Source organism: Psychrobacter sp. DAB_AL43B (assembly GCF_900168255.1).
Classification (GTDB): domain Bacteria; phylum Pseudomonadota; class Gammaproteobacteria; order Pseudomonadales; family Moraxellaceae; genus Psychrobacter.
The window spans coordinates 3,081,404-3,103,618 of the sequence record NZ_LT799838.1 but is presented as its reverse complement, the minus strand read 5'-3'; the positions used below and the strand labels follow the sequence as shown (position 1 = coordinate 3,103,618).

At 42.9% G+C, this 22,215-nt stretch carries 19 protein-coding genes; 14 read left to right on the top strand and 5 right to left on the bottom strand.

Features of this window, described 5'->3' with window-relative positions; all coding sequences use genetic code 11:
• Positions 1-13: 13 nt before the first annotated feature.
• The 7 genes from atpA (at position 14) to DABAL43B_RS13165 (ending at position 8,343) form a co-directional block, all read left to right on the top strand.
• Positions 14-1,558, top strand: coding sequence for a F0F1 ATP synthase subunit alpha (atpA, locus tag DABAL43B_RS13195; RefSeq protein ID WP_079692819.1), 1,545 nt, complete (start codon positions 14-16; stop codon positions 1,556-1,558).
• A gap of 267 nt (positions 1,559-1,825) precedes the next feature.
• On the top strand, positions 1,826-2,707 hold the full coding sequence (gene atpG, locus DABAL43B_RS13190; RefSeq protein ID WP_079692818.1) for a F0F1 ATP synthase subunit gamma: 882 nt from the start codon (positions 1,826-1,828) through the stop codon (positions 2,705-2,707).
• A gap of 50 nt (positions 2,708-2,757) precedes the next feature.
• Positions 2,758-4,191, top strand: coding sequence for a F0F1 ATP synthase subunit beta (gene atpD / locus DABAL43B_RS13185; RefSeq protein ID WP_079692817.1), 1,434 nt, complete (start codon positions 2,758-2,760; stop codon positions 4,189-4,191).
• Between the two features lie 103 nt (positions 4,192-4,294).
• Positions 4,295-4,711, top strand: a complete 417-nt coding sequence (locus DABAL43B_RS13180; protein ID WP_079692816.1) for a F0F1 ATP synthase subunit epsilon — start codon at positions 4,295-4,297, stop codon at positions 4,709-4,711.
• A 652-nt stretch (positions 4,712-5,363) separates the two neighbouring features.
• The gene (locus tag DABAL43B_RS13175) at positions 5,364-6,080 is read left to right on the top strand and encodes a response regulator (protein WP_079692815.1); all 717 of its coding nucleotides are present in this window, start codon (positions 5,364-5,366) and stop codon (positions 6,078-6,080) included.
• 316 nt (positions 6,081-6,396) lie between these two features.
• Positions 6,397-8,082 carry an ATP-binding protein gene (locus DABAL43B_RS13170; protein ID WP_079692814.1) on the top strand — a complete coding sequence of 562 codons (1,686 nt, stop codon included), beginning with the start codon at positions 6,397-6,399 and terminating at the stop codon, positions 8,080-8,082.
• 81 nt (positions 8,083-8,163) lie between these two features.
• Positions 8,164-8,343: a hypothetical protein gene (locus tag DABAL43B_RS13165; protein ID WP_079692813.1), complete on the top strand. Its 180-nt coding sequence runs from the start codon at positions 8,164-8,166 to the stop codon at positions 8,341-8,343.
• Between the two features lie 70 nt (positions 8,344-8,413).
• On the opposite strand, the gene DABAL43B_RS13160 is transcribed toward DABAL43B_RS13165, so the two are convergent.
• Entirely contained in the window at positions 8,414-9,883 is a 1,470-nt protein-coding gene (locus tag DABAL43B_RS13160) for an ATP-binding protein (protein WP_079692812.1), read from the bottom strand.
• Between the two features lie 336 nt (positions 9,884-10,219).
• Between DABAL43B_RS13160 and rpsP the strand changes: the two genes are divergently transcribed.
• The 4 genes from rpsP (at position 10,220) to rplS (ending at position 12,683) form a co-directional block, all read left to right on the top strand.
• Positions 10,220-10,489, top strand: coding sequence for a 30S ribosomal protein S16 (gene rpsP / locus DABAL43B_RS13155; protein ID WP_079692811.1), 270 nt, complete (start codon positions 10,220-10,222; stop codon positions 10,487-10,489).
• 191 nt (positions 10,490-10,680) lie between these two features.
• Positions 10,681-11,214: a ribosome maturation factor RimM gene (rimM, locus tag DABAL43B_RS13150; protein WP_079692810.1), complete on the top strand. Its 534-nt coding sequence runs from the start codon at positions 10,681-10,683 to the stop codon at positions 11,212-11,214.
• Between the two features lie 122 nt (positions 11,215-11,336).
• A complete protein-coding gene (gene trmD / locus DABAL43B_RS13145) occupies positions 11,337-12,101 on the top strand; it encodes a tRNA (guanosine(37)-N1)-methyltransferase TrmD (protein WP_079692809.1) in 765 nt (254 codons plus the stop codon).
• Positions 12,102-12,290: 189 nt separating this feature from the next.
• Positions 12,291-12,683, top strand: a complete 393-nt coding sequence (gene rplS / locus DABAL43B_RS13140; protein WP_079692808.1) for a 50S ribosomal protein L19 — start codon at positions 12,291-12,293, stop codon at positions 12,681-12,683.
• Between the two features lie 267 nt (positions 12,684-12,950).
• Here the strand turns inward: rplS and DABAL43B_RS13135 are convergent, their stop codons facing one another.
• On the bottom strand, positions 12,951-13,508 hold the full coding sequence (locus DABAL43B_RS13135) for a DUF4442 domain-containing protein (RefSeq protein ID WP_079692807.1): 558 nt from the start codon (positions 13,506-13,508) through the stop codon (positions 12,951-12,953).
• 494 nt (positions 13,509-14,002) lie between these two features.
• Between DABAL43B_RS13135 and DABAL43B_RS13130 the strand changes: the two genes are divergently transcribed.
• Positions 14,003-15,523, top strand: coding sequence for a DUF3360 family protein (locus DABAL43B_RS13130; RefSeq protein ID WP_079692806.1), 1,521 nt, complete (start codon positions 14,003-14,005; stop codon positions 15,521-15,523).
• Positions 15,524-15,665: 142 nt separating this feature from the next.
• Positions 15,666-17,510, top strand: a complete 1,845-nt coding sequence (uvrC, locus tag DABAL43B_RS13125) for an excinuclease ABC subunit UvrC (protein ID WP_079692805.1) — start codon at positions 15,666-15,668, stop codon at positions 17,508-17,510.
• A gap of 110 nt (positions 17,511-17,620) precedes the next feature.
• On the opposite strand, the gene DABAL43B_RS13120 is transcribed toward uvrC, so the two are convergent.
• The 3 genes from DABAL43B_RS13120 to lgt all read right to left on the bottom strand — a co-directional run bounded on the left by DABAL43B_RS13120 (position 17,621) and on the right by lgt (position 20,103).
• Positions 17,621-18,193, bottom strand: a complete 573-nt coding sequence (locus DABAL43B_RS13120) for a dihydrofolate reductase (RefSeq protein WP_079692804.1) — start codon at positions 18,191-18,193, stop codon at positions 17,621-17,623.
• Positions 18,194-18,257: 64 nt separating this feature from the next.
• Positions 18,258-19,145 (bottom strand): thymidylate synthase, encoded by an 888-nt coding sequence (locus DABAL43B_RS13115; protein ID WP_079692803.1) that lies wholly within the window; start codon positions 19,143-19,145, stop codon positions 18,258-18,260.
• Positions 19,146-19,218: 73 nt separating this feature from the next.
• The gene (gene lgt / locus DABAL43B_RS13110; protein WP_079692802.1) at positions 19,219-20,103 is read right to left on the bottom strand and encodes a prolipoprotein diacylglyceryl transferase; all 885 of its coding nucleotides are present in this window, start codon (positions 20,101-20,103) and stop codon (positions 19,219-19,221) included.
• A gap of 256 nt (positions 20,104-20,359) precedes the next feature.
• Here lgt and DABAL43B_RS13105 point away from each other — a divergent pair, with 256 nt between their 5' ends.
• On the top strand, positions 20,360-22,048 hold the full coding sequence (locus DABAL43B_RS13105; protein ID WP_079692801.1) for a DUF4139 domain-containing protein: 1,689 nt from the start codon (positions 20,360-20,362) through the stop codon (positions 22,046-22,048).
• Positions 22,049-22,215 lie beyond the last annotated feature (167 nt).

The following is a 22,215-nucleotide window of genomic DNA, read 5'->3' as shown; positions in this document are numbered from 1 at the left end:
AGGAAACAAGGCAATGCAACAATTGAATCCAGCGGAAATCAGTAATCTGATTAAGCAGCGCATTCAAGACCTTGATGCGGGTGCAACTGCAAAGAATGAAGGCACGATTGTCAAAGTATCTGACGGTATCGTGCAGATTCATGGTCTTGAAGATGCCATGTACGGCGAAATGATTGAGTTTGAAGGTGAAGTCTACGGAATGGCGCTTAACTTAGAGCGTGATTCTGTTGGCGCAGTAGTACTGGGTGACTTCCTAAAACTACAAGAAGGTCAAAAAGCCTATTGTACTGGTCGTATCCTTGAAGTTCCGGTAGGTCCTGAGTTGCTAGGCCGTGTTGTTGATGCTTTAGGTAACCCTATTGATGGCAAAGGTCCTATTAATGCCAAAATGACCGACAAAGTCGAGAAGATCGCCCCCGGCGTTATTGATCGTCAGTCAGTTGATCAACCAGTCATGACTGGTTATAAGTCTGTTGATACCATGATTCCAATCGGTCGTGGTCAGCGTGAACTTATCATTGGTGACCGTCAGACGGGTAAAACCGCCATGGCTATCGATGCGATCATTGCCCAGAAAGCCTCTGGTATTAAGTGTGTCTATGTTGCAATCGGTCAGAAACGCTCTACCATTGCCAACGTCGTACGTAAACTTGAGCAAACTGGCGCCCTTGAATATACGACTGTTGTAGTCGCTTCAGCGTCAGAGCCAGCAGCACTCCAGTATATCGCACCGTACTCAGGTTGTACGATGGGCGAATACTTCCGTGACCGCGGCGAAGATGCACTGATTGTATTTGATGATTTATCAAAACAAGCCGTTGCTTATCGTCAAATCTCACTACTATTACGTCGTCCGCCAGGTCGTGAAGCGTATCCTGGTGACGTATTCTACTTACACTCACGTTTACTTGAGCGTGCATCACGCGTAAACGCAGCGTACGTAGAAAAATTCACCAATGGTGAAGTGGTTGGTAAAACTGGTTCTTTAACCGCGCTACCTATCATTGAAACCCAAGCTGGTGACGTATCTGCATTCGTACCGACTAACGTAATTTCAATTACTGATGGTCAGATTTTCTTAGAATCAAGCCTATTCAACTCAGGTATCCGTCCGGCTGTGAACGCTGGTATCTCGGTATCACGTGTTGGTGGTGCTGCTCAGACTAAGATTATCAAAAAGCTATCGGGTGGTATCCGTACCGCACTGGCTCAATATCGTGAATTGGCAGCATTTGCGCAGTTTGCATCAGATCTTGATGACGCAACGCGCGAACAGCTTGATCATGGTGAGCGTGTGACTGAACTGATGAAGCAAAAGCAATATCAGCCAATGTCTATCTCTGAGCAAGCCGCTGTTATTTATGCATCAAACGAAGGCTTCTTAGCAGACGTACCTGTTGAAAAAATCGGTTCTTTTGAAGAAGCTTACTTACGTTATATGCATGATGAGCAAGCCGACTTAATGAAAGAGATTGATGACACTGCGAATTATAACGATGATATCGCAGGTCGTTTAAAGTCATCTTTAGAGACTTTTAAACAAAATCACAGTTATTAATTTAACGGGTTAAGCCAGTTTTGTTGTGGCTTTAGTGTTAGAGCTTATGGAGTGGCGCGTTGTCTGATAAGCTTTTTATTAAGACAGCAGCGCCACTTTAGTCACAACTAATGGTATATGGTTGCGTCATGCCACAAGATATTAAAACATCAAAACAATGATAAAATGCAGCAATGCTACATTGTTAATGTTAATAAGAACACTGTTTTATATTAAAATATTGTTGCATGCGCCAATGCTTTTTAACCCTCTTATATTGGAATCATTATGGCAAACTTAAAAGAAATACGTGCCAAAGTCACCAGTATTCAAAGCACCCAGAAAATTACTCGCGCTATGCAAATGGTAGCGGCTAGTAAAATGCGCCGTGCCCAAGAGCGCATGGAAGTGGGTCGCCCGTATGCTGATAGTATGCGCCGGGTTATTTCGCATTTGGTGCACGCCTCATCCGATTATAAACATCCGTATATGGTAAGCCGTCCAGTCGATAGAGTTGGCTATATTGTCATCACTTCTGACCGTGGTCTAGCGGGTGGTTTAAATATTAATTTATTTAAAGCCTTATCTAAAAGTATCCAGCAATACCAAGACCAGTCTGTACAAGCTGAATTTGCCGTGATTGGCTCTAAAGGTGTCAGCTTCTTTAAAAGCTTTGGTGGCAAGGTCACTGCAGCAGTGACTGATTATGGTGACAAACCTACTTTTGAGCAGATAAACGCACCGGTTCAAGCGATGCTTGATGATTATACTAACGGTAAAATAGATCGCATTTATGTGGTTTATAATAAGTTCGTTAATGCGATGACGCAAAAGCCAACCATTAATCAGTTGGTACCTTTACCAGAAAGTGCGTTTGGTGAAGAAGAAAGCGGCATTCAAACAGAACTGAGCTGGGATTATATCTACGAGCCTGATATCAAAACATTGATTGATGAGTTGCTTGGACGTTACATTGAATCGATCGTCTATCAAGCGGTAATGGAAAACATTGCCTCTGAGCAGTCCTCACGTATGGTTGCGATGAAAGCGGCGACAGATAATGCTGGCGACCTAATTAACGATTTACAGTTGGTTTATAACAAGCTGCGTCAAGCGGCGATTACCCGAGAAATCTCGGAAATCGTTGGCGGTGCTGCTGCTGTTTCATAATTGAAACCCTTTATGAAACCCACTATATACAGAATTTTCAGGAGAACGCAATGAGTAGCGGTCGTATTGTACAGATTATTGGCGCGGTTCTTGACGTTGAGTTTAACCGTAACGAAGTACCTAAGATTTTTGATGCTTTGCTAGTTGATGGCACCGAAACCACTTTAGAAGTACAGCAACAGCTGGGTGATGGCATCGTACGTACGATTGCTATGGGTTCTACTGAAGGACTAAAGCGTAACCTACCGGTTACTAATACTGGTGGCCCGATTTCTGTGCCAGTCGGTATTGGTACGCTAGGTCGTATCATGGATGTTCTTGGTCGTCCTATCGATGAAGAAGGTCCAGTTGCGGCAGATGAGCGCTGGTCAATTCATCGCGAAGCGCCAAGCTATGCGGAACAATCAAACAGTACTGAGCTGCTAGAGACTGGTATCAAAGTAATCGATTTACTTTGCCCGTTTGCTAAAGGTGGTAAAGTTGGTTTGTTTGGTGGTGCTGGTGTTGGTAAAACCGTCAACATGATGGAATTGATCAACAACATCGCGCTTAAGCACGAAGGTCTATCAGTATTTGCGGGTGTTGGTGAGCGTACGCGTGAAGGGAATGATTTCTATCACGAAATGCAAGAAGCTGGCGTTGTTAATACCGAAGACTTTAGTAAATCTAAAGTAGCGATGGTATACGGTCAGATGAATGAGCCACCGGGTAACCGTTTACGTGTTGCACTGTCTGGTTTGACCATGGCTGAATACTTCCGTGATACCAAAGATCCTGCTACTGGCAAAGGTCGTGACGTATTACTATTCGTTGATAACATCTACCGTTATACACTAGCCGGTACTGAAGTATCAGCATTGCTAGGTCGTATGCCATCAGCGGTTGGTTATCAGCCAACACTAGCTGAAGAGATGGGTATGCTGCAAGAGCGTATTACTTCTACGCAATCAGGTTCAATTACTTCTGTACAAGCAGTATATGTACCTGCGGATGACTTGACGGATCCATCACCAGCTACAACATTTGCTCACTTAGATGCGACTGTGGTACTAAGCCGTGATATCGCGTCGCAAGGTATCTATCCTGCGGTTGATCCACTAGATTCAACCTCACGTCAGCTAGATCCATTGGTTATCGGTGAAGAGCATTACAACGTTGCTCGTGGTGTTCAGGAAGTTCTACAGCGCTATAAAGAGCTAAAAGACATCATCGCAATTTTGGGTATGGATGAGTTGTCAGAAGAAGATAAACTAGTCGTTTATCGTGCTCGTAAAATCCAGCGCTTCTTATCACAGCCATTCCACGTAGCTGAAGTATTTACCGGTGCACCTGGTAAATATGTACCACTACGCGATACCATTGCAAGCTTTAAAGCAATCATCGCTGGTGAATATGATAGCTTACCAGAGCAAGCTTTCTACATGGCTGGTGGTATCGATGAAGTTGTTGCTAAAGCAGAAAAAATGAAGTCTTCTGCAGCGTAAATGATTTAAGCATTCGCTAAAGGTAAGTAGGCTATAACAGGCCTACTTGCTAATAAGTAACGCATCGCAGTTTTGATCGCGCTTTGATAGTAAGGAATTAAGTATGGCAACATTACAATGTCGCGTCGTAAGTGCTCGTGAAGAGTTGTATTCAGGCGAAATTAGCATGTTAATAGCTAGTGGTACCGAAGGCGAGATTGGTATATTGCCAGGTCACACACCGCTTATTACTTTGCTTAAGCCTGGCGCAATGCGCGTGCAAACCCCAGATGGTGCAGAAGAAGTGATTTATGTATCAGGTGGTGTATTAGAAGTACAACCTAAGATGGTGACAGTATTGGCTGATACTGCCATGCGTGCGCATAATCTTGACGAAAGTAAAATCGTTGAAGCACGTAAGAAAGCGGAGCAAATGCTGGTCAACCAATCTGATACCGTACAAACTAATGCAGCTTTGGCGTCATTGGCCGAATCAGTCGCACAGCTACAAACTATTCGTAAGTACAAAAACCGTGCTTAGTATTTTTTGTTAGTAAGGTTAACTATTTATTTTAGCTTTTTCTACGATAATAAAAAACAGTCCATGATGGGCTGTTTTTTTATGCCTGTCTTTTTATAACTACCTTTTTATAACTACCTTTTTATATGTCTGTTTTTACCATCGTTTGGCTTTTTATGTTTAACTCCCACAGAGATACACTGTATTAATAGAATCCTCATCAACGAATTAAAAGTTTTTTATAAACTGCTGGAAAAGTCGCTAGCGACAATGGCAATATATGGTTATATTAGGGGTTAGAAAATAAAACTTTAAGTATCAAGTTACTAGTCCTGATTTTGATTAAGCGTGTCTGTATTATTTGGCTATCTAGCTTGGTAAGTAATCGTTTGAATATGATAAAAAATAATTATTGAATAAAAACTATTTTATTTCTTTTGTTCGCTATAAAAGGTATGATTTTTGGACGCAAACTAAAGTTTTAGCGGATGTAGTTTATAGGTTTTGTTACCAACAATACGCTATAGTATAGGAAGCTGTAGGTTTAATAGTATACTGTGCTACCAAGTTTGTAACAGCTATACCAACATCAATTGCACTGCTCTATGGTGCTATTAATTTTACCGCTCTTACTTTGACTGCTTTTAAATGAGATGTATTAGAGGATATAACAATGACAACGAATGATGATGACAATACCCCACGAATTTTGATTGTTGAGGATGATGAGCGTCTGGCCATGTTGACCCAAGACTATTTGGTCAAAAATGGTTTAGAAGTTGCGATTGAAACGGATGGTAATCGCGCCATTCGTCGTATTGTCAATGAACAACCAGATTTGGTCGTGCTTGATGTTATGCTTCCTGGTAGCGATGGGTTGACTGTATGCCGTGAGGTACGCCCACATTACCAAAATCCTATTTTGATGCTGACCGCGCGCACAGAAGATATGGATCAAGTATTGGGTCTTGAGATGGGTGCTGATGACTACGTCGCTAAGCCTGCTCAGCCGCGTGTATTATTAGCACGTATTCGTGCATTATTACGTCGCTCAGAAAACGCACCCTCAGAAGATGTGCCACAGCGTTTAGAGTTTGGCGAGCTTATCATCGATAACGGTGGTCGTTCAGTCATGCTAGGCGAAGAATTGGTTGATTTTACCAGTGCTGAATATGACCTATTATGGTTATTGGCTTCTAATGCCGGTCGTATCTTGTCGCGTGAAGATATCTTTGAGCGCCTACGTGGTATCGAATACGACGGTCAAGATCGTTCTATTGACGTACGTATTTCGCGTATTCGTCCAAAAATCGGTGATGATCCAGAGAATCCAAAACGTATCAAAACCGTCCGTAGTAAAGGGTATTTGTTCGTTAAAGAAGGCAACTAATACACTCTTTTCGACGCAAACCCTTAGCATTAATCGTTATTTAATAAGAAACCAGCATGAAGCTGGTTTTTTATGGTTTAAATTTTAAGTTTTTAAACTTAATCGCTGTGTTATGTGGTTTAATTAAGCGATAATTTAATACGCCAGTTAAGTAAATGTCAGATAAATACAATAGTAAATATTTATCATATATCCGTTATGATATATAACACGCAGTATTCAAAAAGCAGCCGCTATTTGTTTTTGATTTAACCGCAGTTGCTTACATTTATCATGGTATCAATAACTCTTATTCATTAGGTTGGTTACGGCACGTATGTCATTAGTCTCTTCTCTCAAACACAGTATTTTTGTTCGTATTTATGCAGGATTATTAATAGTCTGCTTGTGTGTGGCATTATTTGCCCAGCTATTGATGGATACTATCAATAAAGAACGCGTTCAATCTTACCGTGAAAACATGGCAACAGGGGCTTTTCATATAGTAAGCGAAGGTCTTACTCACCAAGAAAATGAAGCGCAACGTGATTATTGGCTAGCTGATGCAAGCAGTTTGTTTGGCACAGAATTCAGTATTTTGTCCATCGATGAGGTGGACTTCAATGCCAGTGAATTGCGTCGCTTTGAGAAGGGAAATACTGTCGTTCGCTATGTCAGTCAGCCGATGTACGCTGATGTTTATTACCGATTGCCAGACAATAAAAGTGTTTTAACCGCCCGCATATCACAAGTCACCGAACAGCATGTACGGGCAATTGCTGTATTTCTATTAGATGATTTGTCCTATTACAGTACCTTGTCTGATAAGCGCGCACGTTTGGCGCAGTTGGAAGAAAAATTTTCGTTTCCGTTAGCATTTAAAGCCGTAAATACGCTCGATTTAGATCCTGATCAGATGGCGCGCTTGCGCCGTGATGAGGTCGTCATTTTATTGCAAGATACTAATAGCAGTAAAAGCAATTCGTCTATTAAAGTTGTTGTGCCATCTGAAATAAATGATATGGCGGTTTTGATAGGACCAGTCCCTCTGTTTAATTTTTTCCCGCTTAATTTAATCGTCAGTATGATTCTGATTAGTATGTTTTTAATCAGTTTGGGGGTTTATGCGCTAATTTTCCCGCTCGAGCGCAAATTACAACTGATTCAAGTGGGGGTAAATGAAGTTAGTAAAGGCAATCTTGATAGTCAAGTACAGGTCATTGGGCAAGATGAAATTGCGCGTCTATCAGCGACCTTTAATGCGATGACTGCCCATATTAAGCGTTTGATTGAGTCGCAGCGCGAATTGACCCGCGCGGTCTCCCATGAACTGCGTACGCCAGTTGCACGTATCCGCTTTGCCGTTGATATGTTGGCAGATACTGATGATGAAGACTCGCGGTTCAGTCAGCGCGACTTTATTGATGAAGATATCGAAGCACTTAATGGTCTGATTGATGAGATATTAACGTATGCGAAACTTGAAGAAGGCTCACCAAAACTAGACTTGGAGCCGGTGAATCTTAGGGAATTACTTGAGCAGATTGAGCGTGAAACCAATGCTTTAGGTAAGCCTATCAAAATAGTGACTAAGCTGCCAAATGCTAAAGTGACCGCAGTAGCCGATAGGCGCTACTTGCATCGCGTTATTCAGAATTTGGCAGGTAATGCCTTACGCTATGCAGAGAGCACTATTATTATTAGCGCTGGAGTTAAAAAGGGCAATGCCTTTGTCAGTGTAGAAGATGACGGTCACGGTATTTCAGAAGCAGATCGTGAAAAGGTGTTCATTCCATTTTCACGCTTGGATGACAGTCGTACGCGTGCCTCAGGTGGCTATGGTTTGGGTTTATCTATCGTGTCACGTATCGCTTTTTGGTTTAATGGCAGTATGAAAGTAGGTGAGAGCCGCGATTTGGGCGGTGCACGATTCGTCATGACCTGGCCGATTAAACCGCTGACCCAAGTTCTTGCTGCTGATGAGTTAACGCAAGAAAAGAGCGAACGCGATTTTGATGCTTAATCATTTATAGTCAGTGCAAAATTAAAAATAATCGACTATAGTTTGTAGAATAATATAGTCGAAAATAGAGGAGAGCAAAGGATGCCATATTTATTTGGTGGTTTAGTCGTATTGAATGCCGCAACGCTAGGGTATTACTTGTTTCTGCAGCAACCAACCACGACTCAGACTTTAAAAGCGGCGCAGGAAGACATAACCCAGCCTTTAGCGTTTACCAATAGCGCTGAGTATATCCCGCCTATCATTGGCACTAGAGAATAGTATCTACCGCATAAAATAGCTGCAAAAATTTTATCATTTGTATTTTTAGTCAGATTTTTCATTTTTAGCGTTATTTATTTACTATTTTAGCAGCCATAGGAATTTTATCTGTATTGGCATCCAATGGTTGTTCTCCAGCAACTTTGGAGATCAAAGGAATGTGTACGCAGACCTGTAGGCCGCCATCCGGATGATTAATGACCTCAACTGTCCCATGGTGCAAGCGCGCGATACGATCGACAATCGCTAAGCCTAAACCGCTACCTTGAGTAGTACGCGCTGACTCACCCCGCTCAAACGGCTGCATAATACGCTCTAATTGGTCTTCTGCAACGCCACCACCACAGTCGCGCACACATATTATCAATTGCTCTTTTGCTTCTTTGTTGACCGCATTTTCAGTCACCACATCGCTATCCTCTATTACCTCTGTCTCCATAAAGGTTGGTATAACCGTTGCTGATAGATAAATAGGCGGCTTGCCATAACGTTTGGCATTGTTTACCAGATTGACAATCAGGCGCTTAATGGACATAGGTCTTACGGGGACGACCTTGTGACATTCTGACTGATAAATAAACTCCATTGGTGCAAACTGCACCATAATCTCATTAAATATGGTATCTAAATTGGTGAGGCGTACCGGTTCATCAGAGCCATCTTTCATAAAGGAGATAAACTGCTCTAAAATAGCATCCATATCCTCAATATCATAAATCAAGCCTTCACGAAAAAACTCATCAGGCAGCATCTCAGCGGTTAAACGCATCCGAGTCAGCGGTGTACGCAAATCATGTGAAATACCGGCAAGCATAATCGTGCGCTCTTTTTGCGCTTGATTGAGCGTCGTAAACAAGTGATTAAAGGCCATATTCACTTGGCGAATCTCAGTAGGACCATGACGGGTTGGCAAAGTGGTGGCATGACCGAGGCGAATATAGTTGGTCGCTGCCCGCTGTAAATAACGTAACGGGCGATTTAATTGACGCGCCAATAGAATGATGGTCAATAGCGTTAAAATCGGTAGGCCAATTAAAAATAATATTAATAAGGTCGGACTGTACTGAGAATAATAAACCACCGGTTCGCGAATCCAAAAACTACTATCACGACTGTCTTGTACCCAAAGCTGCGGGGTCGGCTTAAACTTGAAATACACCTCCACCGGTCGACCCAACTGCGCCCCGATTTCGCGTTGTAGCACATCGGTAAAGACACCGACAAAAGCTTTATCCGCAATCTGTGGAAAGTCGTTTGGATTGTCTACGACCACTACATGAGAGTGCTGGTAAATCCATTGACGTACTTCAGGATTGTCCTTCCAATCTTGATTGACGCTATTCATTAACCGTAGCTCACTGGTCAAATAGCGTGCATGGCTTTTAAGCTCTGGTAAATACAGACTACGCCAAAAAAATAAAATCGATACCCCGACACTGATGATAACAATAAAAGCGACCATCAAGGTGGTCAGCCAACTGTTGGAGTAAGAGCGTGGCAGCCAGCTTTTATGAGGCAATTGAGTATTTGGGGTCGTCATATGAGTCCAAGATATTGGTATGCAATGGTAGATACTAGGATAGCATAATCAAATAGTGGCGCTGGTAGCTTTCATATTACAAAATCCTTGCTCACATAGGCGGAAGCGAATAATTAGCCAAATATAAACGTATCTCTGATTTAAAGCATTTATTAGAAAGTGAAATACGAGCCTATTTTCTAATAATGAGGACTGATTATGGATTTTGTTTTACAGCAACGACGATTTAAGCTATTGTTAATAAATAATTAAATAAGCACAGTTTATGTTTTCAATAAAATAAGACTGTGATATAATTATGCCCTTTTTGGTATACCTGCGAAAGAGAGAATTCACATGGTTGTTATTCGTTTAGCACGGGGCGGTGCCAAGAAACGCCCATTTTATCAAGTAGTTGTTGCTGATCAACGCCGCGCGCGTGACGGTCGCTATATTGAAAACATCGGCTTTTTTAACCCACTCGCTAAAGATTCTGAAGAAGCAGTACGCCTAAACATGGAAGCGTACAATGCGTGGATCGAAAAAGGTGCACAACCTTCAGATCGCGTTGCTTCATTAGCAAAAGCTTATAACAAAGCTGCGGCTACTACTGAAGCGACTGCTTAATTTTTAAGCAGGCGTTTTAGTGGTAAAAAATGATAACGTGATAATAGCGTTATCTCGTAGTTTTAGAACACACAGCGTAGCTGGTCTGACCAGTATGCGCGATTAACTGTTTATCGCTGTTTTAGTTGACTACCGTGGTTAAACGGGCGCGATTTATTTACTGCTGTTTATATATTGTTAGGTTAGCCGTTATGTCATCTGTTCCAGACGCCAGTACCCTTATGAAAATCGGTCAACTCAAAAAGCCTTATGGCATTAAAGGTTGGCTTTGGGTGTTTAGCGACACCGATGAACATGCGGAAATATTTGACATTAAGCAGTGGTGGATGAAAACAGCTACCGGTATGAAGCCGTTAACTGTTAAAGCGTGGCGTGAGCAAGGCACAGGACTTGTTGCTCAGTTTGAGCAAGTCCCTGACCGTAATATTGCTGAAACCATGAATGGTGTTACTATTTGGGTTGCTCAAGACGTATTGCCAGAACCTAATGAAGACGAATATTATTGGTCGGATTTAGTTGGTATGCGGGTTATGAATGAGCAAGACCAGTATCTTGGTGATATCACTGAAATGTTTGAGACCGGTGCCCATGACATCATGCGTGTAGCGGCAACCTCAGACAGTTTAGATGCTGAAGAGCGCCTGATACCTTGGCATAAGCAAACCGTTGTCACAGTCGATATGGCCAGTAAAACGGTAACGGTAGCTTGGGAAAGCGACTATTAGTTTAGTGCCTGTTAATTAAGTGCCTGTTAATTCAGTGCTTATTAATGTCATGTTAATAGCATAACGTTAATATCGTAATCATCATGTCAGTCGTTATTTAAACGCTTGTATGTAGGATTCAGATGTATTTTGCCGTGATTAGTATTTTTCCTGAGATGTTTGCAACGATTCGTGATTTTGGTATCACAGCGCGTGCAGTGACTCAGGAAAAGGTCACGATTGAATGCATTAACCCGCGCGATTATACCACTGACAACTATCGCCGTATTGATGAACGTCCGTATGGTGGTGGTCCTGGTATGGTAATGATGGCTGAGCCATTGTCACTAGCTATTGAAGATGCTCGTCTGCGTGCCAGCCAACATGGCTGCCGTATGGACGCAGCGCACTGTCCGGTGATTTACATGTCACCACAAGGGCAGACGCTGAGCGAGAGTAGTGTGGTCGATATGACTGAGTATGATGGCATGATTATATTATGTGGTCGTTACGAAGGCATTGATGAGCGCTTATTATCGCGGTATGTCGATATGGAAGTTTCGCTGGGTGACTATGTACTGACCGGTGGTGAGCTACCAGCGATGGTGCTAATGGATAGTGTGATACGTCGTCTGCCTGATATTATGGGTGATGATAAGTCAGCTGAGCAAGACTCGTTCGTCGATGGCTTGCTTGATTGTCCACATTATACTAAGCCGCATGAGTTTGCGGGTATGGCAGTGCCTGAAGTGTTACTTTCAGGCCATCATGCCAATATCGCGAAGTGGCGCTTTAGTCAGCAAGTTGAGCGTACGCAAACGCGGCGTCCAGACTTATGGCAAGCGTTTACCCCAACGGTAGAGCAAGCAAAGTGGTTAAAAGCATTGGCAAAAGCAGATAAAAAGTAGCGTTGATAGCTGCTATAAAGATAAACAGTTAAGTAATAAAATTTTGAGCAACAATAAAACGAGTCATAGCATAATGGCCGTTTGTCATAACCCACTTACGTTGTGTCTCATTAAAACAGATACGATTAATTATTACAAACAGGTGATATGCGTTAAGCCTCTATTATCTAATGTGAGGAGATAACTCTCATGAGCAACAAGCATCCATTGGTTCAGGTCATCGAAAATGCTCAATTGATTGAGCGCCCAAGCTTTGCACCCGGCGATACCGTTGTGGTTCAAGTAAAAGTACGTGAAGGTGAGCGTGAGCGTTTACAGGCTTTTGAAGGCGTTGTAATTGCTAAGCGTAACCGCGGTTTAAACTCAGCGTTTACCGTACGTAAAATCTCAAGCGGTGTTGGCGTTGAGCGTGCCTTCCAATTGCATTCACCAATTATTGAGAGCATCGAAGTGAAACGCCGTGGCGCTGTTCGCCGTGCGAAACTATACTACTTACGTGAGCGCTCTGGTAAATCAGCACGTATCCGCGAGAAGCTTGCTCCGCGTGCACCTAAAGTTGTTAAGCCAAAAGCTGACGCTTAGATTATATCCAGTATCTGGTTTTAAGCATTGTGCTTAATATTACTTTGTTGCTGAACCGTCCATTATGCGATTCGGCAATAAAGAAAAATCAGATACAAGCCCTTATTCATAGGTTTATCATATAAATAAGCGGGTAGTACCAAAAAAGACAAAACCCCAATCTGTGCGTATGCCAGATTGGGGTTTTTGTTTGTAGTGCTTTAAATTATAAATACGCTTTAAATCACAAATCGCTTTAAATTTAAATGATCGTTTTAAAAATTACCTTTAACCATCAAGATTTTCGATATGGCTGTTTTGATCTTTAGATTTACTGTATTTACGCAGGCGTATGTATAGCGTCTTAGTGACGGTAGCGATGGTCTTTTGCTGATCGTCGACGATATCTACTTGGTATTCGCGAAAGACGGGTTCGCCGTCCTTTGCCAATTCTTGGATAATTGTGATTTCATTGCTAGGAATTTTCATGCGGGCGGTGACTTTGCTATTACCGGGGGCAAGGAACTCGATATGTGAGCTTTTATCCCAGACGACGTAGCTGCTACCTAACTGGTGCATCAGCATCAGCATATAAAAAGGATCAATCATTGAGTATAAACTGCCACCGAACTGTGTACCTACGATATTTTTATTCAGACTATTAAGTCCCATGCTCACTACACATAAGCCCTGATCAAGGTTGATATGCTCAATTTTGATACCGGCACCGATATAGGGAGCATAAGTGTTGATACGCAGCTTAAGCAGATAAGGCGTGAGCAATGGCATAATGTTTTTTTTAGCATTACGTTTTAGAGTCTCAAGTTTGCTGGGTAGTAAACTCATAAATTTATCCTATGGCCTTTTCTTGATTTTTTAGACGGCTACTAATCAATCGTGATTGATAAAAAGGTATTCATCATAATTAAAAATAACTAAAGTCGCTAGACCTAAAGCGTAACTGAAGCAGAACTTTAATCGTTACTTTCTATTATTATTAATCACTTATCGTAATGGTGTTTATAATTGTTGGCGCAATTAGCCAAAAAAGAAAATGTGTGTTTTAGCTTAAACTAGTTTCATATTAGTCCGTCGATATAGCGTAATTGTATGTCCTTTTATTATATAAGCATCTGATAAGTTTCAGATAGTCATAAATGGAAACTTTAAGTTATCAATAATAACGATGCATATAGTATCTTTTAATCGTTATAAATTCGCATTTCAAAGTCTCATAGCATACAATAGCCGCAATTTTGTCTATGGTGACTTAACGTTTATAGCAAGTTTAGTAAATGAACGGGTAGTCACTCAAACGTCGGTCGACATAAGGAAATGTGATGAGTGATACACAGCTTCCCGCTACAGGGTCCAATCCGCAGCACCCAATCCCCTCTGATAGTGATTTGCAAGGTAGCTATGTAGATTTACATAAGCCCAATTCAAGTTTTAAAAACCGTAACGCCTATCTGAACCATGAATTACAAATTATGCAGCCCAAGCGCTGGCGTCCTAATTTGCCGTTCCGTGATTATCGTTTTGAATATGAAGATACGATTCCGGCAATGGCGGCAACCATTGGCAAAGTCGTGATGGTCGGCGCCATTGCCGCTACTTTCGCAGGACCGCTTGGTTTGGGTGATGCATTTGTTCTAGAAAACGTCCGTTATGAGCTGTTAATCGTGGCGTTCTTCGTTATTTTATTCTCAGGTTTTTTGCTACCTACAGCGAATCTTGCGGGTACCCATGGTCCACTAATCCCGCTCATTCCTATTGTCGTAGCCGCTGGTGGTCATCCAATGGCTTTTGGTCTGCTTATCGGTGCTTTTGGCTTATTGCTTGCCATTAGTAAAGGGGGAAGTCTGCTGGCAAACTTGACCAGTAAAGGCGTGTGCGGTGGTTTACTACTATATTTGGGCTTTATTGGTACCATCTCTCAAGTTAAAAATCTGTTTACTTGGGCAGAAGGCATCGGTATGGCACATATTGCCTTTGTGGTGATTCTACTCACAATCATACTTTATGCGGTGCTAGAGAATTTTCAAAAACGCTGGCTTGCCGTGCCGCTTAGTTGCTTGCTAGGTGGCGGGGTCGCCTTTGCCATGGGTGCGCCCTTCGCTTTTAAAACAGCGCCAGGTTTACCGAATATGAGCCCGATGTATTGGTGGGGCGAAAACACCGGTTGGATGCTAGGATTACCAACGGTCGAGAGCTTTATCGTCGTACTGCCATTTGCGGTGTTGGCGGTTGCCATGTGGTCACCAGACTTTTTGGGTCATCAGGTCTTCCAAAAAATCAGCTATCCCAAACGTACCGAACGTGTGCTGATGGATATTGATGATACGATGACCAGTGCCTCGTTTCGTCAGGTGGTAGGCTCTTTACTTGGCGGTGCAAACTTTGCCTCCTCATGGGGTACATATATTGTACCAGCAGCGATTGCGAAGCGTCCTATTCCAGCTGGTGCGATTTTAACCGGTATTTTCTGTATCATCGCTGGTGTTTGGGGTTATCCCATGGATTTGGCAATTTGGGAGCCAGTTATGTGTGTGGCGCTCATTGTCGGGGTCTTTATTCCGCTACTTGAAGCAGGAATGGAGATGACACGTGAAGGTAAAACCACCCAGTCCGCTGCCATTGTCGTTTTTGCCTCAGCGTTGGTAAATCCAGCCTTTGGTTGGTCAATTACTTTGGTGCTTGATAATTTAGGTTTAATTGGCTCTAAAGAGCGTAGTGCTAATCTAACCAAGATGAGCCGCTGGATTATTCCTGTAATTACTTTTGTGATATTAACGGGCGTGATGGCTATCGTTGGTATGTTGCCGGGTATTCCAGCATTAATGCCAAATTTCCGTCATTAGAATTATTGTTATTTTTGCAAAAAAGTCAGCCTTGGTGCTGGCTTTTTTTATGGTTATTGCTAAGCTGATAACTGTTCTTGTAAAACGCTCACTATCGCCCCATAAATAGCTGTATATCAGTATCTTGAGAGCAATAAATTCTATGGTCAATGTCTCCGCATCGAGCCTCGTCGACGATAAAAAAGCCCGTCTGAAGCATTTAATCCAGCGCCTGCCAAATTTGCCAGGGGTTTATAAAATGCTGGGTAAAAATGGCGATATCTTATACGTCGGTAAGGCAAAATCGCTTAAAAGTCGTGTGAACAGCTACTTTGTTAAAACGATTGATCATCCGAAGACACGCGCACTGGTGGCCCGTATTCATAATATCGAAACCATTATCACGCGTAGTGAAACGGAAGCGCTACTGCTCGAGCAAAACCTGATTAAAGAACATCGTCCGCCTTATAATGTGTTACTGCGCGATGATAAATCGTATCTTTACGTGTTTATTTCAGCAGATAAGCCCTATCCAAGATTGGCTTACGGGCGCGGTAAGGGTAATCATCAAAAAGGTCGTTTTTTTGGTCCTTTTCCCTCTGCTCACGCGGCAAAAGAAACGTTGGTGTTGATGCAAAAGATGTTCCAAATGCGTCAATGTACCAATACTTTTTTTAAGCAACGTAAGCGCCCTTGTCTTGAATATCAAATTAAACGCTGCCGTGCACCCTGTGTGGGCTTGGTATCAGCTGATGAATATGCAGAAGATGTTAATAATACCATTCGTTTTTTAAAGGGTGATTCTAGTGATATTCATAGCGCGCTGATTGAAAAAATGGAAGCTTCTGCGGAAGAATTAGATTTTGAAAAAGCGGTGTTTTATCGCGATCAGCTGTCTATGCTGCGCGAAGTACAAGCTAAGCAAGCTGTTTATACTGTGCAAGGCGAGGCGGATGTGATTGCTATTGCCAGTCAAGCAGGCATGACTTGTGTCAACGTCTTGACCGTACGTGGCGGACGTGTACTTGGCGGTAAGAATTACTTCCCCGATGTTGATAGCAGCGAGCCGCTTGCTGATAATTTATCGGCATTTATCACCTCGTTTTATTTTCAGGTAACTGATGACTTACCAGCAGAAATCATGTTGAGTCATGAACTACCGGATCAGGTTGCGGTCAGTGAAGCGCTGGCGAGCCATTTTGGTAGTAAAGTCGTCATCAAAACCAGCGTCCGTGAGCACCGTGCCGAATGGTTAGACTTAGCCAAGCTTAATACTAATAATGCCTTAAAAACCAAGCTTGGCGATTATTTAGAGTTGCATGCGCGTTTTGGCGCACTCAAAGACGTCTTGGCTGACGTCACTGATCGAACCATTGATCGTATTGAGTGCTTTGATATTTCGCACACGATGGGCGAGGCGACCATTGGTAGCTGCGTAGTCTTTGATCAAGGTGGCTCACGTCGCCGTGATTATCGTCAATATGCGATTCATGACATTGTCGGTGGTGATGATTATGCCGCGATGAAGCAAGTGCTGACCCGTCGTTATAAGAAGCAGCCGCTGCCTGACTTGCTGCTTATCGATGGCGGTAAAGGTCAACTTGGAATAGCCAAAGAAGTACTGACAGAGTTGGGTATTCTTGGTGATACCTTGCTGATTAGCGTGGCAAAAGGAGAAGGGCGCAAGGCTGGGCTTGAAGTATTGCACTTTATTGATCATGAGCCGCTTGATTTACCCATGGATAGCAAAGCGCTGCATTTATTGATGCATATTCGTGATGAGGCGCATCGTTTTGCGATTACTGCGCATCGTAAAAAGCGTGATAAGCGCCGTTCATCGTCAGTGTTGGAAGTAATTCCGGGACTGGGTGAAAAGCGCCGTCGTGACTTGCTCAATCACTTTGGCGGATTGCAGCAATTGCTAGGTGCATCGCAGCAAGAATTGGCTGGCGTGCAAGGTATTGGACCAATTTTGGCGAAAACGGTCTATAAAGTATTGCATGAATAGTTTGTCTAACCTTCAATAAATTTAGGTTTCTGATAATAAAAAACTGGGGCTGTTCTAAATAATATTAGAACAGCCCCAGTTTTTTTGGTTTTTTTAACGACGGCACTTTATTATTTAGCAGCTTTTATCCTATAAGTCACAAACCTAAAATCTAACGCACTTTTTTCATCATGCATCTGCTCAGATTCTTCTGCGACTGCAAACTCATTTGGCAGTTCAGGATAAAACGCATCACCACCCGTGATTTCAGTATCGACATGAGTCAGCTCGATACGGTCGGTATACATCAACGCATCGCTAAATACGCGCTCACCGCCAATCACCCAAATCGTGTCAAGATGCGCGCCATGCGCGAGGCTTGCCGCTTGCGTCAGGGCATCGTCTAAATTATGTACCACATAAGCGTTATCTTTGCCGACAAGGCCTTTTTGCTCAGTATAATCTAGCTGAGTGCTGATGATAAAGCTAACACGTTTTGGCAAAGGCTTACTGCCCATAGATTCAAATGTTTTACGACCCATAATGACGATACCTTGTATCGCGCCATCATTTTGTTTGGTCGTCATCTTTTTAAAATGCTGCAAGTCGGCTGAGATATGCCACGGTAGCTCATTGTCTTTACCAATACAGCGATTGCTACTGATAGCTGCGATTTGGGCAACTTCGGTGTTGGCATAACTCATAACGTATCCTTTTTATTAGCTTCTAAAATGCAGGTTTTATTTAAAACAGTCAATAAGACCAACGCTATACAGCAACCTTCGCTTTGATAGCAGGATGCGACTCGTAACCAGCAACGTTGATATCTTCATATTTGAAAGCAAAAATATCTTTAACATCAGGGTTGAGCGTCAATGTTGGCAGCGTATACAGCGAGCGCGTTAACTGTAACTCGACTTGCTCACGGTGGTTTTGATAGATATGACAATCGCCACCCGTCCAGATAAATTCGCCAACTTCTAGGCCGCAAACTTGCGCCACCATATGGGTAAGCAAAGCATAGCTAGCGATATTAAACGGCACCCCTAGGAATAAATCGGCTGAGCGCTGATAGAGCTGGCAAGAGAGTTTATTGTCCGCGACAAAAAACTGAAACATCGTATGACAAGGTGGCAGCGCGACTTGCTCAGCTTCACCGGGATTCCAGCCAGAGACGATCAAACGGCGCGAATTGGGGTTGGTCTTTATTTGCTCGATGACTTGGGTAATTTGATCGACGCCATCAAAATTATAATGACCATCTGCGCTTTTAGTTGCCCCGTAATTACGCCATTGATGACCATAAATAGGACCTAGATCACCCGCAGGACGATTGAAGCGTGCGGTTTGCTCGCTGGTCGCCCATTCGTTCCAAATGCGCACGCCGTTTTCTTGTAAATAATCGACGTGGGTACTGCCACTTAAAAACCATAACAGCTCATAGGTGATGGACTTAAGATGCACTTTTTTGGTAGTTAATAAGGGGAAACCGTCGGTTAAATTAAAACGTAGCTGTGCGCCAAAGTGGCTGAGCGTACCGGTTCCAGTACGATCGCCTTTTTCGGTGCCATGAGTCATGACGTGTTTTAGCAAGTCTAAATAGGCTTGCTCGTTTTTACTCTGCTCGGTTTTAATAATAACGTTGTTCATGGTCATAAAGTTACTCTTCTACGCTGTTCAAACGCATCGTTGATATCGTTCTTAAGGTAATGCTGAAGGAAGATAAAGCTTAATAAGCTGACTGCTTACCCCAATCATAGATGCCGCGTTTATAAGCATAAATCAGCATGATTAAGCCAGCGATGATCATCGGTGCGCTTAATAGTTGTCCTTTGGTCATCCAGCCTAATAAAACAAATCCTTGGTCAACGTCAGGCTGACGGAAGAATTCGATGATAAAGCGGCTGATGCCGTAGCCTAGTAAGAACACAGCAGAGGCGGCCATACGTGGACGCGGCTTCGATGAATACCACCATAAGAAGATAAATAGTAGCAGGCCTTCGGCAAAGGCTTCATATAGCTGCGATGGGTGACGCGGCAGCACATACTGACCATTAACCTCAATCATCAATTCTTGCAATTGTGGATTGCTCTGTAATTGCTCCATATCAAAGGCAGCCGCTTGCGGGAAATAGGTCAGCCAGTTATAGCCACCGTCTGATACGCGCCCCCATAGCTCACCGTTAATATAGTTGCCGATGCGACCAAATAGTAAACCGGTTGGCACACAAGGAACGATAAAATCGAATACTTGGAAAGCGGTTTTTTTATATTTGCGCGCAAAGAACCACATACCTAGCATGACGCCAATAAAGCCGCCGTGGAAAGACATACCGCCTTCCCAAACCTTTAATAGGTAGGCGGGGTTTTGTAGTAGCTCGCCGAATTGATAAAACAACACATAGCCAATACGACCGCCTAAAATAACGCCAAGCGCACCATAAAAGACCAAATCAGACACCATATCGGTGGTCCAATTATCGCGTTTTGTGCTGCGATACCAAGCCAGACCATAAGCTGCGGCAAATGCCAGCAAATACATTAGGCCATACCAGTGCACTTCTACTGGACCCAAGGACAGTGCTACAGGATCGTACTGAGGATGAATTATCATAAAGGTATCATAATTATTAATAATAGAATGCTGGTCATAATAGCAAAATTCGACCCTTACGAACACTACCGTCTGTTCAAAATAAAAGACGGTTAGCTATCACAGCAGCACGGTATTTTTTCTAACGCTAATCGACACTATGGTTATTGAAGCGGACTATTGCAGCGAATTATGGAACTAGATAAGTGAATGGATAGCAAAGCACTAAAAAAACCGATAAGATGAAAAAAAGCGCATCAATTTCTAAGGAATCATTATGCACACTAATTTATCACCGCGATCACCTTTACACGATAAAAAATTAAAAACAAAGTTTGATGCGTTAATCTTAAATAGTAACTTTAAATTGAAAATACTGCCATTATCAGTGCTATACACCGTGGCATCAGGCTTAACGGTTTTTGTTCCTGTAACCGTGCAAGCGGCAAACAGTAGTATCGAACAAATTACAATTTATCAAGGTTTAGCCAGTGTGACTCGCGCCTTGCCAATCAGCGGCACAGGTGAGCAGACGCTGGTTTTTTCTTGCTTATCGCCTGCTATTGAATCAGATAGTATCAGCGTACAAGCACTGGGTAATGTCAATATTGGTGAGGTTAGTATTGAGACGCTAAGCGGTGAACAAGCAGCGCAATGTCAATATCAAGGTGATGCTAACGTACAGACTCAGCAGAATAATCTAACCAATATCAGCGCCGAATTAGAAGCAGCGCGTTTGACCAAAGCCTATTTGCAAAACCTGACTAAAGTGACGCAGATAACTACAGCTGGCACGCTTGCTAATAATGCACGCGATTTAGAGACACAAGCTGCAAGTATTAATAAAAAGATTGTAGAGCTGCAAAAGCAAGAAGCTCGTGCTAAAGACGCCCTAAATAAATTGGTCGCGGGCAGTACCACCTCGGCACAGAATAGCGTGACCCAAGTGAGTGTACGTATCGCCAGTCGTTCTGCAAGCAGCGTTAAACTGCATTATCAAGTACGCGGTGCAAGTTGGGAGCCAACCTATCAAGCACGCTTAAATACCGATAGTAAGCAGCTTAATATCACCGCCTCTGCCATCATTGCCCAACAAACAGGCGAAAATTGGAACAACGTACCCGTTATTTTAAGTACCGTTAATCCCAATCAAACGACAACCAGCCAATTACCACGAGTCGAGCGCTTGTCGTTATATGAAGAGCGGCAAGATAAGTTGGCTCGCTATGCACAACCCATGATGGAAAGTGAATCTGCACCAGTAGTCGTTTCTGCTAGAGCTAGTTATGGTGGCGCGTCTGGAGCAGATATGCCGCCGTTACCCAGCTTTACGGTGAGCAGTCAAAATAAAAATGGTATTACTGAATATCGCTTACCGCAGCGCGTCAGTATTCCTAGTGATGGCAGGCACGTACGTACGGTTATTGACGAGCAATCGGGTATCAGTAAGCTATGGTTACGTAGTACACCCAGTGCCGAAGCTGCCGCTTATTGGTATGCATCTGCGCCGTTCTTGACACCAGCTTGGGCTAACGGTTCGTTGCAACTGTACCGCGACGATAACTATGTTGGACAGTCGCAGTATGATTATCAGAGCTTAAAAGAGCAGGGCATTGGTTTTGGTATTGATCCCAGCTTGCTCGTCAAACAGCTGACTGATGAAAACAAACAAGGTGATAAAGGCGTGTTTAATCGTCAGCAAACCAAAACAACTACCCAAGCTTATCAATTTACCAATCAGCATAATCGTAGCGTGCGCTTGCAAGTGTTAAGTGCGGAACCGGTCAGTAGCGATGACAGTATTAAAGTAACCGCGACGCACACACCAGCCATTAGCCAAAAAGACTGGAACGATAATAAGGGCATGGTTGCTTGGGAGTTTGATTTGCCGAGTAAACAATCTAAAGTACTGCAATCGACCTATAAAATTAGCTACCCTGCCGATAAAAAATTAAGCACGAATTAATGCTAAATCAGAATCATATAATCGATTCAATTTAAAAAGAATGCAGTGCTGCTGGGATAAATTTTGTGAAGCCTCTGGAGTGCGAAGCACACAGCAAGCGAGGAAAACTTATCCTAGCAGAACGCTATTTTGAACGACCCTGTTTTATATTGAAATTCTTATATAAT